At 65.6% G+C, this 12930-nt stretch carries 12 protein-coding genes; 6 read left to right on the top strand and 6 right to left on the bottom strand.

Features of this window, described 5'->3' with window-relative positions; genetic code table 11:
* The first annotated feature begins 329 nt into the window (after window positions 1-329).
* Window positions 330-845 carry a 3-hydroxyacyl-[acyl-carrier-protein] dehydratase FabA gene (gene fabA / locus ACZ415_RS05570; protein ID WP_344704873.1) on the top strand — a complete coding sequence of 172 codons (516 nt, stop codon included), beginning with the start codon at window positions 330-332 and terminating at the stop codon, window positions 843-845.
* Window positions 846-857: 12 nt separating this feature from the next.
* Window positions 858-2075 carry a beta-ketoacyl-ACP synthase I gene (gene fabB / locus ACZ415_RS05565; RefSeq protein WP_344704872.1) on the top strand — a complete coding sequence of 406 codons (1218 nt, stop codon included), beginning with the start codon at window positions 858-860 and terminating at the stop codon, window positions 2073-2075.
* A gap of 146 nt (window positions 2076-2221) precedes the next feature.
* Here the strand turns inward: fabB and ACZ415_RS05560 are convergent, their stop codons facing one another.
* The 3 genes from ACZ415_RS05560 to ACZ415_RS05550 form a co-directional block, all read right to left on the bottom strand.
* The gene (locus tag ACZ415_RS05560; RefSeq protein WP_344704871.1) at window positions 2222-2956 is read right to left on the bottom strand and encodes a lysophospholipid acyltransferase family protein; all 735 of its coding nucleotides are present in this window, start codon (window positions 2954-2956) and stop codon (window positions 2222-2224) included.
* Entirely contained in the window at window positions 2953-3843 is an 891-nt protein-coding gene (locus ACZ415_RS05555) for a sugar nucleotide-binding protein (RefSeq protein WP_344704870.1), read from the bottom strand. Before ACZ415_RS05555 ends, ACZ415_RS05560 begins: the two co-directional genes overlap by 4 nt.
* Before the next feature lie 112 nt (window positions 3844-3955).
* Window positions 3956-4783 carry a LysR family transcriptional regulator gene (locus ACZ415_RS05550; RefSeq protein WP_344704869.1) on the bottom strand — a complete coding sequence of 276 codons (828 nt, stop codon included), beginning with the start codon at window positions 4781-4783 and terminating at the stop codon, window positions 3956-3958.
* A gap of 293 nt (window positions 4784-5076) precedes the next feature.
* On the opposite strand from ACZ415_RS05550, the gene ACZ415_RS05545 reads away from it, so the two are divergent.
* From ACZ415_RS05545 to ACZ415_RS05530, 4 genes are read left to right on the top strand one after another with little or no spacing between them, the layout of a single operon-like run.
* Window positions 5077-6693 carry a cbb3-type cytochrome c oxidase subunit I gene (locus ACZ415_RS05545; protein ID WP_344704868.1) on the top strand — a complete coding sequence of 539 codons (1617 nt, stop codon included), beginning with the start codon at window positions 5077-5079 and terminating at the stop codon, window positions 6691-6693.
* Entirely contained in the window at window positions 6690-7298 is a 609-nt protein-coding gene (locus ACZ415_RS05540) for a cbb3-type cytochrome c oxidase subunit II (protein WP_344704867.1), read from the top strand. The genes ACZ415_RS05545 and ACZ415_RS05540 overlap by 4 nt, the downstream gene beginning before the upstream one ends.
* Window positions 7299-7304: 6 nt before the next feature.
* Complete coding sequence (locus tag ACZ415_RS05535) at window positions 7305-7883, top strand: c-type cytochrome (protein ID WP_344704866.1); 579 nt, start codon at window positions 7305-7307, stop codon at window positions 7881-7883.
* A complete protein-coding gene (locus ACZ415_RS05530; protein WP_344704865.1) occupies window positions 7884-10058 on the top strand; it encodes a heavy metal translocating P-type ATPase in 2175 nt (724 codons plus the stop codon).
* Here ACZ415_RS05530 and ACZ415_RS05525 read toward each other — a convergent pair.
* Genes ACZ415_RS05525 through ACZ415_RS05515 form a run of 3 tightly spaced genes read right to left on the bottom strand, consistent with a single transcriptional unit; the run spans window position 10055 to window position 12922 of the window.
* Window positions 10055-10183 carry a putative transporter small subunit gene (locus ACZ415_RS05525; RefSeq protein WP_344704864.1) on the bottom strand — a complete coding sequence of 43 codons (129 nt, stop codon included), beginning with the start codon at window positions 10181-10183 and terminating at the stop codon, window positions 10055-10057. The two genes, ACZ415_RS05530 and ACZ415_RS05525, sit on opposite strands and share 4 nt — an antisense overlap.
* The gene (locus tag ACZ415_RS05520; RefSeq protein WP_344704863.1) at window positions 10180-11877 is read right to left on the bottom strand and encodes a sodium:solute symporter family protein; all 1698 of its coding nucleotides are present in this window, start codon (window positions 11875-11877) and stop codon (window positions 10180-10182) included. Before ACZ415_RS05520 ends, ACZ415_RS05525 begins: the two co-directional genes overlap by 4 nt.
* A 43-nt stretch (window positions 11878-11920) precedes the next feature.
* Entirely contained in the window at window positions 11921-12922 is a 1002-nt protein-coding gene (locus ACZ415_RS05515; RefSeq protein ID WP_344704939.1) for a DUF2955 domain-containing protein, read from the bottom strand.
* Between the last annotated feature and the right edge of the window lie 8 nt (window positions 12923-12930).

Genomic DNA, 12930 nt, shown 5'->3' with positions numbered 1-12930 from the left:
GCGCTCCTGATGCAGAGAGATAAGTAAGGCAGAGCGGTAAGCTGGCGTAAAGCAAAGCAGCGAACGGTAAAAAAAGCGCCCGCCGCCGTCCGCGCCATGATGCCAGCTATTGTGCTAAAAAATGCATTTGTTTGACATGAAAAATCCCCCAACCGCCGTTCAGGCGGCAAATGCCTGGCCTTGCCGGCGCGTCTCTGCCCCGGGCGCGCGTGCATTCGGCGGTTTCGGGAAGTAGACTAGGCAGGCCTTGCAGGTCGCGTCCCGGCGCCTCGCCTCGGCACGGGTAGCCGCACACGGCCTACAACCATTTCGATACTCGGAACGATTCAGTGACCAAGCAACACTCTTTTGATCGCGATGAACTGCTGGCCTGCTCGCGCGGCGAGCTGTTTGGCCCGGGCAACGCCCAGCTGCCGGCACCCAATATGCTCATGCTCGACCGCATTACCCATATCAGCGAGAGCGGCGGCGAATACGACAAAGGCGAGCTGATTGCCGAGCTGGATATCAGCCCCGATCTGTGGTTTTTTGACTGTCACTTCCCCGGTGATCCGGTGATGCCCGGCTGTCTGGGGCTCGACGCCATGTGGCAGCTGGTCGGCTTTTATCTGGGCTGGCTGGGTCATCCCGGGCGCGGCCGGGCGCTTGGCTGCGGCGAGGTCAAGTTTTCCGGCCAGATTCTGCCCGATGCCCAGCGCGTCACCTATCGTATCAACGTCAAGCGCGTGATCACGCGGCGCCTGATTCTGGGCATGGCCGACGGCACCGTGGCCGTTGACGGGCGCGATATATACCAGGCTAATGACTTGCGCGTTGGCCTATTCACCTCCACCGCGAACTTTTAACAGGAGGCTCCCATGCGACGAGTGGTAGTCACCGGCCTGGGCATCGTGTCGTGCTTAGGCAACAATCAGCAACAGGTGTTGGATGCGCTGAAAAGCGGGCGAAGCGGCATACGTTTCAAGCAGGACTATGCCGATCTCGGGTTTCGCAGCCACGTCGCCGGCAGCGTCGATATTGACCTGGAAGCGCTTATTGACCGCAAGCTGCGCCGCTTTATGGGCGACGCGGCGGCCTACGCCTATGTCTCCATGGCCCAGGCCATCGAGGATTCGGGCCTTTCCCCCGAGCAGGTCTCCCACGAACGCACCGGGCTGATCGCCGGCTCCGGCGGCGCCTCCAGCGCCAACCAGGTGGAAGCCGCCGACGTGCTGCGCGAGAAAGGGCTGCGTCGCGTGGGCCCCTACCGCGTCACCCGCACCATGGGCAGCACGGTGTCGGCCTGTCTGGCCACGCCCTTCGCCATCAAAGGGGTCAACTATTCGATTTCGTCGGCCTGTGCGACCTCGGCTCACTGCATCGGCAACGCCATGGAGCAGATCCAGCTGGGCAAGCAGGACGTGGTGTTTGCCGGCGGCGGCGAGGAAGAGCACTGGACGCTGTCGTGTCTGTTTGACGCCATGGGCGCGCTCTCCACCCGCTACAACGATACCCCGGAGAAAGCGTCGCGCGCCTACGATCAGGGCCGGGACGGCTTTGTCATCGCCGGCGGCGGCGGCATGCTCGTACTCGAAGAGCTGGAGCACGCCCGCGCCCGCGGGGCGAAAATCTACGGCGAGCTGGTAGGCTACGGCGCCACTTCTGACGGCTATGATATGGTCGCGCCGTCCGGTGAGGGGGCCACCCGCTGCATGCGCCAGGCCATGGCGACGGTGGACGGCAACATCGACTACATCAACACCCACGGCACCTCCACGCCGGTGGGCGATGTCGCCGAGCTCAAGGCCGTGCGCGAGGTGTTTGGCGATACGCCCCCGGCGATGAGCTCGACCAAGTCGCTGACCGGCCACTCGCTGGGCGCCACCGGCGTGCAGGAGGCGATCTATTCGCTTTTGATGATGGAGCATGAATTCGTCGCGGCCTCGGCCAACGTTGACCATCTCGACGAACAGGCCGACGGCTTTGACATCGTCACCCAGCGCCGCGACGGCGTGCGCCTGGCGCGGGTGCTGTCCAACAGCTTCGGCTTTGGCGGCACCAACGCCTGCCTGGTGTTCCAGCGTATGGCCGACTAGCCGGCCGCCCGGGGTCACTCACGACTCAGGCACGCGCCCAAAAAAACGGCACCCGCTTTGGCAGGTGCCGTTTTTTATGCTCGCCGCGGTACGTTTTATGCTCGCCCCGCTGCGTGGCTACATCGCCGTACGATGGCAAGCTGCTTCTACGGTTTTGGCGGGCGCGGCACCTCGGAAATTTCTTCAAGCTGCCCTTCGATCCAGGCTTCCACCTCGGCCAGCACCGCGTCCGGCGTCTTGCCCGCCGTCTCGATAGGCGCGCCGATACGCACCCGCAGCACGCCAGGATGCTTGACCCAGTGGCGCCCGGGCCAGCGCTCGCCGGCGTTGTGCGCCACCGGCAGCACCGGCACCCCGGCGCGGCAGGCGATTACCGTGCCGCTTTTGTTATAGCGCCGGCGCACGCCGGGATCTACCCGGGTACCCTCGGGAAAGATCAATACCGAAAGCCCGCTTTGCAGCCGCGCCACGCCCTGGGTCAGCACCTGCTTCAGCGCCCGGGAGGGGCGCGAGCGGTCCAGGCTGATCGGTCGCAGCAGCCGCAGCCCCCAGCCAAAGATGGGAATGTTCAAAAGCTCGCGTTTAAGCACCGTGCACACCGGCGGCATCATCACCTGAAGAAACACGGTTTCCCATTCGCACTGGTGGTTGGCCTGGATCACACAGGCGCCCCGTGGCAGGTGCTCGCGGCCACGAATGTCGTAGCGTACCCCGCAGGCCAGCCGAAACCAGCGAATCAAAAAATGGTTGTAAAGGTTGAGCAGCCGGTAGCGCCCGGCCAGGGGCAGAAACGGCGCGACGGGCAGCAGCAGCACGCCGCAGACCAGCATCGCGGAAAAATAGCCGACGTAGAAAACGACGCTGCGCAGTACGTTGATCACGCGGTGCCTCCCTGGCCGTCAGCGCCCGGCTCATCCCGGGTCAAACACCAGGCGTCCAGCATGCGCTCCACCTCCAGCCGCCAGGGTTTTTGGTGCACGCCGAACACTTCCAGCACTCGCCGGCAGTTAAGCACCCGATGCAGCTTGGCATCGTGATGGTGGTTGAGCGCCTTGACTTCGCCCAGCGTCAGCGCCTCGCCGCGGCCTTCCAGGTGCGTGGCCAGCTGGGTGCGCACTACCGAGGTAAAGCCGAACGCGCTGACCGGCTCGGTCCCCGCCAGATGATACGCCCCCCAGGTACGAACGCCGCAGCCCAGCTGCTGCAGCATGCCGATCAGCGCAAGCGCCACGGCATCCGCCGAGGTGGGACAGAAAATCACGTCTTCAGCGGCGCGCACGCTGTCACCGGCGACCAGGCTGTCGATGAGCTGGCCCAGCCAGGCGTGGCTGCCTTCCAGCGCAAAAAGCGGCCCCAGCCGCACAATCAGGTGGCGGTGGTATTCCGCGCGGATGCGGTCCCCGGTCTGCACCAGCCGGCGCAGGCTGGCATCCCGAGGCTCGGGCACCAGATGTTCGTCGATGGGTTCGTTATAGCCGGCCTCGTAGAGCTGATCGGAAACGCACCAGACCAGCGCCACGTCCCGGGAAAGGCAGGCATCCAGGCAGGCTTCCACGGCGCCGGCGTGCGCGGTGACCTCTGCCGGTGCCAGGCTAAGCGGGCTTGAAAGCGGCGGCACGATCACCGCATCCGGGGCGATCTGGTCAAGCCGCTCGGGGCTGACCCAAGAGGCGGCCTCAATGACCAGCCGGGTATCAAGGCGCCGGCCCGCTTCGCGCGCCAGCGCCAGGCTCAGGCAGTGCCCGGCATCCAAAATCAACAGCTTCACAACAGCCTCTCCGTTATTCGTTCGCGCCATCGGCCGCGGGCGCCCACGCAGGCCCGCTAAAGGCCTGCTACTTTACCGGATACCCAGCGGCGGCAAAAGCAGCCCGAGCCGCTCAGCCCCGCTCGTGCAGCAGCGCCAGCGCGGCCTCCAGGTGGGGGAAAAACCGTTCGCGGGGCTGCACCAGATATACCGGATAGGCAAACTCCGGCATCTGCGCGACGCGCTCAAGCCGGCCGCTGTCGACATAGCCCTGCACCGCGCTCAGGCGAAAGTAGCCGCTGCCGGCGTTGGCCAGCAGGTAGTCCAGCGCCAGCGGCCCGAGATTGAGCATCACCACCGGGCTTGCCAGCCAGGGCAGCACGGCGTCGTGCTCGCGGCGAAACACCTCGCCCCAGTCCACGTACAGGTACGGATCATCGTCGCCGGCGCCCGGCGCCTGCACCATGACCAGCCGGTCTTCCTCCACCAGCGTAATCTGCATGCCCGGCCAGTAATCGGCCTGGTGCACCAGCACAGCGTCCAGCCCGCCGCTGGCCAGCTGCTGCTGCAGGGCCCGGCGCTCGCCTACCTGAATCCGCACCGCCAGCTGCGGATAGCGCTTGCGCATTTGCTCCAGCCAGCGGGCCAGCAAGGGATGCCACAGGCTCGCCTCGCCGCCCAGGGTTACCACCCGGTCGATCCCCCGGGGCAGGGGCAGTTCGCGCTGCAGCGTCTCCCACACCTGCACCAGCTGCGCGGCGTGGTCGGCAAAGCGCTCGCCGTCGCCGGTCATGGCAATGCCGCCGCGGTCGCGGCGCAGCAGCCGGCAGCCCAGCGTCTGCTCCAGCCTGTTGATCCGCGCCGTTACCGTGGTCTGGGTGACGTGCAGCGCCGCGGCAGCGTCGCTGAAACTGCCGCGGCGCAGAATTTCCAGAAAAGTTCTGGCAAGCGTGATTTCCATTCGCGCCTCTCTATTGCGTGTCTTTTGCCGATCTATCAACACAGTTGATACAACGGCCCGACACTTTTCATTATACGCCGCCGGCGGCGGTGACTATGCTGGAAAGCCCTGTGCTCGCTAAAGGCCTGACAGCGCTGCCTGCAGCGCCTAGCCTGAGGACAAAGCGCCCGGCGCCTCGTCGCAGCCGCGTCGGCTTGTATTTCGCTACTCTACACACAGGAGCTCTCAACCCGCGCCATGCCTTATCCACCACCTTACGCCCCTGACACCGGCACTGCCCCAGGAGCTCTGATATGACGCCCACGATTGCTGTTTTGCTGATCGTTACCTTTCTGGTGTCCACGGTGGGCCTTTTGCTGCTGATCTGGTCGATCGCTACCGGCCAGTTCAGCCACGGCAAAAAAGCCGCCGAGACCATCTTTCCGCCCGGCGAAGTCGGCCACGGCGAGGACCCCGCCCGGGATATCGCCGACACCCTGGACGGGGACATGCCGGCGAACGCAAAAGCCGTGCAGATCCGCCGGCAGGCCGACCAGTCGTCGCGCAGCGCTGCCCTTGCGTGGATCGGCTCGGCGGTGTTCTGGCTGGTTATCGGCTCGCTCTACGGGCTTTTGTCGTCGACCAAGATGCACATGCCGGAGTTTCTCGCCAACACGCAGTGGCTGACGTTTGGCCGGGTGCGGCCCATGCATCTGAACGCCGTGGTCTACGGCTGGTCGTCCATGGCGGGCATCGGCGTGGCGCTGTTTTTGCTGCCGCGGCTGTTTCGCACCTCGCTGGTGGGCGGGCGCTACGCGATCACCGGCAGCGTGATCTGGAACATCGGCCTGGTCATGGGGCTGCTCGCCATCAATCTGGGGCTTTCCGACGGCGAGGAATGGCTGGAATTTCCCTGGCAGATCGATATTTTGTTCGTGATCGGCGGGGCGCTGTGCGCCGTTCCGCTGGTGCTGACGGCGGCCAGGCGCAAGGTCGACCACCTCTACGTCACCAGCTGGTATCTGATGGCGGCGCTGGTGTGGTTTCCGTTTCTGTTTTTGATCGCCAACCTGCCGTTTGCCTTTCCCGGCGCGTCCGGCGCCACGGTCAACTGGTGGTTTGCGCATAACGTGCTGGGGCTTTGGGTCACGCCCATCGGCATCGGCATTGCCTACTACATGATTCCCAAGATCCTCGGCCGGCCGATCATTTCCTACCAGCTGTCGCTTTTGGGTTTCTGGTCTTTGGCGCTGTTCTACAGCCAGGTGGGCATTCACCATCTGGTCGGCGGGCCGGTACCCACTTGGCTGGTGACCCTTTCCATCGTGCACAGCGTGATGATGTCGGTGCCGGTCATCACCGTGGCGATCAACCACCACGGCACCATGTGGGGCCACTTCGGCCGGCTGAAGGACTCGCCCACCCTGCGCTTTGTGTGGATCGGCGCGCTGATGTATACCGTCGCTTCGCTGCAGGGCTCCATGGAGGCGCTGCGCAGCGTCAACGTCATCACCCACTTCACCCACTACACCGTGGCCCACGCGCACCTGGGCATGTACGCCTTTTTAAGCTTTATTCTGTTCGGCGCGGTGTATTTCATCATGCCGCGCCTGATGGACTGGGAATGGCCCTGGAAGCGCATGATCAGCGTGCACTTCTGGCTGGTCGCCGCGGGCATTTTCATCTACGTGGTGTCGCTGACCGTCGGCGGCTGGAAGGAAGGCCTGGCGCTGCTGGATGCCGATATGCCGTTTATGGACATTGTGCGCATGACGATTCCGTATCTGGAAGCACGCACCCTGGGCGGGGCGCTGATGACGCTTGGCCATCTGGTGTTTGCCGTACACTTTATCGCCATGCTGCGCCGTCACGGTGAACGCCGCTATCAGCCTACGCTGTTCCGCTCTACTCGCCAGGAGGCCTCGCCATGAAACGTGCTCTCGCGATAATGGCCGGCGCGGCACTGATTTTGCTGCTGGCCATGCTCACGCTGGTGGTGCTGCCCTACCTTCAGATGTCCACCGAGCAGGTACCGCCGGATCTTGAACCCTATACCGACCAGGAGCAGCGCGGCCGCGAGCTCTACATCGCCAACGGCTGCGTGTACTGCCACAGCCAGCAGCCGCGCGACCCAAGCTTTGCCCCGGGCGACAAGGATCGCGGCTGGGGGCGGCCTGCCGTGCCCGGCGACTACGCCCACGACCAGCCGCACCTGATGGGCACCATGCGCACCGGGCCGGATCTGTTCAACATCGGCGCGCGCCAGCCAAGCGAAGACTGGCACCTGCTGCACCTGTACAACCCGCGCGCGGTGGTGGAAGGCAGCATCATGCCGCCGTATCGCTTCATGTTCCGCAAGGTGCCGTCCGCCGATGACGACGAGCGGGTGCTGACGATTCCCGAGCCCTTTGGCCCGGAAACCGGCCAGGTGGTGGCCACCGACGACGCGCTGGCGCTGGTGGCCTATCTCAAGTCGCTGGACCATACCTACCCGGCGCCGACTCTGCCGCAACCCGCCGAAGAAGCCCAGGAGTAAGGTGTCATGAAGCGTCACGACTACAATGCCCAGCACCGCGAACATCCCGAACCGGAAGAAGGCCGCCGCCCGGTTCCCAGGCCGGTCATCGCATGGATCGCCGTGCTGCTGGTGTGGGCCGTGGGCTACTATGCCTGGCAGATCGGCAAACCCATGCTCGGCGGCGACAGCCGCTCGGTGGTAGAAGCCCCCGCAGCCGGTGACGATATCGACGGCGGTGCTATCTTCAGCGCCCGCTGCGCCTCGTGCCACCAGGCCAACGGCCAGGGCGTGCCCGGCTCTTTCCCGCCGCTTGCCGAAAGCGCGTGGCTGCTGGGCGACCCCGATATTCCCGTCGCCATCGTCCACGACGGCCTGCAGGGCGAGATCGAGGTTCAGGGCACCACCTATAACGGCGTTATGCCGGCGTTTGGCGGCCAGCTCAGCAGCGCCGAAATAGCCGCGGTGCTCAGCCACGTGCGCCAGGCCTGGGGCAACGACGCCGCGGCCATCAAGGCCGAGCAGGTCGACGCCCACGCCGAGGAGTACGGCGAGCGCGGCGCCTGGTCACCGGACGAGCTGCGCGATACCTTCGAGGCGCCGTAAATGGCCGGCACCTCCGGCGGCACCCCGCTGCGCGAAGACGTGCTGGTGGTAGAAGGCCTGCACTGCGGCAGCTGTGCCGCCGCGGTGGAGGCCATGCTCAAGCGCCAGCCCGGCGTCGCGGAGGCGGCAGTCAACTTCGCCGCCGACAGCGCCACGGTGCGCTTTGACACCGCACAGACCGATCTGGCCCGGCTGCAAAAGGCGGTCGCCCGGCTGGGCTACCGGCTTTTGGCCCCGGGCGAGGAAGGCCGCGATGCCGGCGGCGGCAAGCGTCTGCATCGCCGGCTGCTGATCCGCCTGGCGGTGGCACTGGTGTTCGGCATGTGGTGCATGATGCCGGCCTATCTGGTCTACCTTGCCCCGCTGGGTATCGTCGAGCCAAGCATCACCTGGCCGCTGGCGCTTGCCAGCGGCCTTTTTGCGCTGCCGGTACTGGTGTATTCCGGCGCGCACTTCTATCGCGTCGGCTTTAACACCCTGCGCGTGGGCGCGCCGGGGCTGGACGCGCTGATTACGCTGGCCGTGCTGGCCGCCACGGCGGTGTCGGTGTGGCAGCTGGCGCGCGGCAGCGCCCACGTCTACTTCGACGCCGCGGTGATGCTGATCACTTTTCAGCTGATCGCCCGCTTCATCGACGGCCGGGTGCGCCGCCGGGCCGCCGACGTGGTGCGCAGCTACCTCAGCCAGGCCCCGGAAACCGCCACGCGGCTTGACCCCGCCGGCCGCCGCGAGACCCTGCCCGCCGCCGAGATCGCCCCGGGCGAACGCATTGTGCTCACCGCCGGCGAACCCCTGGCGCTGGATGCCGCGGTGCTTGAAGGCCACGGCGAGGTTGACCAGGCGCTGCTCACCGGCGAGTACGAACCCAGCACGGCAGGCCCGGGCGACACCCTGCGCGCCGGCTGCACGCTGGTAACCGGCGAGCTCGAACTCAGCGTTATCGCGGCGGTAGGCGAGCGGCGCATTGACGCGCTGGCGCGCTCGGTGCGCGGGCTTTTAAGCCGCAAGACTGCGCTGCAGCGCCTGACCGATGCCGCCGCCCGGGTGCTCTTGCCGATTATCGTCACAGCCGCCGTCCTGGCGACGGGGCTTGGGGCCGCACTGGGGCTTGCAGCCGACGAAGCGCTAACCCGGGGGCTTGCCGTGCTGATCATTGCCTGCCCCTGCGCGCTGAGCCTGGCGATCCCGCTGGTAGTGGTCACCGGGCATGCGCGCATGGTGGCCAAGGGGGTGATATTCCGCGATCCGGCAGCGCTGGAAACCGCCGCCGACGCTCACGTCGTCGTGTTCGACAAAACCGGCACCCTGACCACCGCCACGCCGGCCATAGCCGAGGTGCTTCCCGCCGGCGACGATACCCCGGAGACGCTGCTGGCCCTTGCCGCCGACACCCTTCACGGCACCGACCACCCCGTGGCGCACAGCCTGGCCGCACATGCGCCACCGTCGGCCCGGGCGGGCGGCGGCGTACGCCAAGTGCAGGCCGGGCTCGGCACCCGCTGGGAGCGCGACGGCCACACGCGGCTTGCCGGCCGCGCCGCATGGCTTGGCGAGCAGGGCGTGAGCGTCCCGCCCGCAGACGATGCGCGCATGGCCCTGCACCTGGCCGAAAACGGCCGCTACCGGGGCGTGATTCACTTTGACGAAGCCCTGCATCCGGACGCCGCCGAGACGGTCGCCGCGCTCAAGCGCGCCGGCCACGAAGTGTACCTGCTCAGCGGCGACCACCGCGCCTCCTGCCTGCGCCAGGCCGAGCGGCTGGGCATTGCCCCGGAGCGCGTGGTGGCCGGCGTAACCCCTGAAGCCAAGCAGCGCTTTATCGAGGGGCTGGAACAGCGCCGGGCCGTGGCGTTCGTCGGCGACGGCCTGAACGACGGGCTGGCGCTGGCCGGTGCCCGGCTGGGCATGGCCGTGGGCGACGCCACGCCGACCGCCCAGGCCGCCGCCGCGGTATACCTGCCCGACGGCGTAGGCCGCGTGCCCGCCACGCTGGCGCTGGCACGGCGCGCCCGGCGGCTGATGCGCCAAAACCTGGGCTGGGCGCTTGGCTACAACGCGCTGGCCCTGGTGCTGGCCGTGGCCGGCCTGGTGGCCCCGGTGATCGCAGCCGCTGCCATGACGCTGAGCACCCTGTGCGTGCTGCTCAACAGCCTGCGCATGAAAGCCGCCCGCTAGACCATGTCGCGGCGTTCTCTTTTCGCCTGGCGACGGTCGCGCAGTACCGCGCGGCAGATCAGCACCAGCACGCCAAGCGTCAGCGCCGGCCAGATCAGTACGTAAAACCCCATTAAAAAGGTCATGGAGACATCTCCTGCTGCACGTGACGGCCCGGCGTGGCGACCCCGGGTGCTGCATCGGCGTGATCGCGGTAGTGGCCCACGCGGTCGCGGATGGAGTCAAAGTCAAACGGCGCTTTCTTGCTCGCAAGGCTCATCGCCGTGCATACCAGGGTGCTGGTGCCGTAGGCCGTCAGCGAGGCCAGCAGCACGGTGTAGTCGCGCAGAAAACCGGTGGCAAACACCAGCATCGCGATCAGCGCGGCCGCACCGGCCACGCCACCGGCCGCGCGCCCAAGAAAACCGAATACCATCAGCGCGATGATGATGCCGCCGCCGATGCTGGCCAAAAGCTCGAACATCAGGCCGAAGCCGCCGCCCAGCGGCAGCGCTTCAAAGCGCGCCAGGCAAAACATGATCATGGCGGCCACCACCGAGGTGGTAAACGCTCTGTTGGTCACCCGGTTCCAGAAGCAGCTGGCAATCACCGGAAAAACAATCGCCCCCCAGAGTGCGCCGACAAACACCAGCATTACCAGAATATCCAGCGAGAAACTGGCAAAAACGACGCCGATGACGGTGGCGATGATCATGGTCAGCCGGCCAACCCACAGCATGCGATCAGGATCGGGGCGGCCCTTGGCGATGTTCTTGGCGTAGACGTCGGCCATCATGATCGCGGACAGCGCCGAGAGGTCCGAATCCGCCGTGGAGGAAAGCGAACCGATCACCAGAATGAAAAACAAAGCGATGAACACCGGCGGCAGGTAGCCCGACACCATCTGCGGAATAAGATTGTTCATGTCGCCGTTCATCGGCTCAATGCCGGCGGCCAGCGCCATCAGCCCGATCATGCCAAGGCCGATGACGATCGCGCCGTAGCCCACGGTGGCGGTCAAAAACGTCGGCTTGATGTGGTCTTCGTTGACCGCAAACAGGCGCTGGGAGATCGTCTGATTGCCGATGGCGTAGGCCAGCACGGCGACGAAAAACGGCGCGCCCTGCTCCAGAATCGCTTTGCCGGAGAAGAAGTTGGCCTGCTCGGCGGTCAGATGATCCAGCCCGGCCGCAAGCGCGGCAGGCCCGCCCATGGAAAAAAACACCGCGGGAATAATCACCACGGCGATGGCCATCAGCGCCACCAGCTGGGCGAAATCGGTCATTACCGAGGCGCGAAAGCCCGACCACAGGGTATACAGCAGTACGCCGGCGCCGGCCATTACCACCCCGGCCTGAAACGACAGCGGCGAGAGCACCGCGACCAGCGCACCGGCCGCGGTAAAGTTGACCATCAGGCTGATGATGCTGCCCAAAACGTTGGAAATCGCCAGAATCAGCTGGCTTGAGCTGCCGTGGCGGGCGTGGATCAGCTCGCCAAGCGTCGCCGCACTGGGGGCGAGCGCGCGAAAGCGCCGGCCGAACGGGTAAATGAACAGAATCATCAGCGCGCCCCACAGCCCGTAGTGAACAGGGCCGGACACGCCGTAGGTGTAGCCGGAGGTGGCCGCGGCATAAAACGACGCCGCCCAGATCCAGGTGGCGGTCATGCTGGCCGCCCCCATGCCAAAGCCGATGCGATGGTTGGAGACCATAAACGCCTCGGCATCCTCTTTTTTCTTGCGGATACCCAGCGTCAACAGATAGGTGCCGCCGTAAAACGCCAGCAGCAGCAACAGCACCGTCCCGATCGAGAACTGATATAACGATTGGCTATTCAAGGCAAGCTCCCCCTTGGTGGAACGCCGCTACCCGCAGCCACGGCTAAGCCCGGGTAGGCGCCCAGGCGTTGAGGGCACGGTCCAGCAGCGCCATGACCAGTACCGTCAGCGCCATCGCCACGCTCATGGACGTAAAACGATACAGCGCGCTGTACACCAGGTCCTGATGGGGAGACAAATACTGGCCGAAAAGAATGCCAAGCGTGGACAGTGCGCCGAAGCCCACGCCGGACCCGGCACGCTCAAGCACGTGCAGGCGAGCAAACATCATCAGCCCCAGCCAGTACACCAGCGTGACCAGCAAAAAGTGCTGGCTCTGGGTATAAAGCATCAGCTGGGCAAAAACCGCCAGATGACACCCCAGCAGCGTACCCACCGCGCGCTTGCCCGCCGATTTGCGCGCGCCGGGATAGCCCAGCGCGAAAAGAATCAGCACCGTAGACATCTGAGCGGACAGCGAATCGCGCAGATCGAATACCTGAAACACGATAAACGAAAGCGTCACGGTGATCGCCCCGATCAGGGTTTCGTGGCGAATGCGCGAAAGCGACTTGTTCACGCCGGGCGGCGGCTGGCGCGGCGCTACATCGGGAAATACCACGTGCATCAGCCCGGCAATGGCCACCGCCAGCACGCTTGCCACCACGTTGCTGGTAAACAGATCGCTAAGGTCTACGTCCGGGTAGCTGGCAAAGTGCAGAAGAATGCTCAGCGTCAGCACGCCGTTGGCGCCGAAGAGAAAAAACGGCCCCCGGGCCATCAGCCGAAAGCGCGTGTAAAACAGCCCAAACACCGCGCACAGCATCACCGGCGGCAGGTGCTGGGTCAGCCCCACCACCAGGCTGACCTCGACGCAGTTGATCAGCGCGTTGCCCAGAAACTGGCGCACAACATGCCCGTTAAGCGCCGGCAGAATGCCCAGTAGAAACATCGGAAAGACGGTGAAGAACACGCCGTAATTCCAGTTCATCAGCTGGCTGATCACAAAGCCCAGCGACGCCCCGCAGGCCACGCGCAGGCACTGGCGCAGGTCGTTGTCATCCATGCCCCGGG

The organism is Halomonas cibimaris (genome assembly GCF_055379665.1).
The sequence above is the reverse complement of the archived record's forward strand: the minus strand, read 5'-3'. Positions and strand labels throughout refer to the sequence as shown.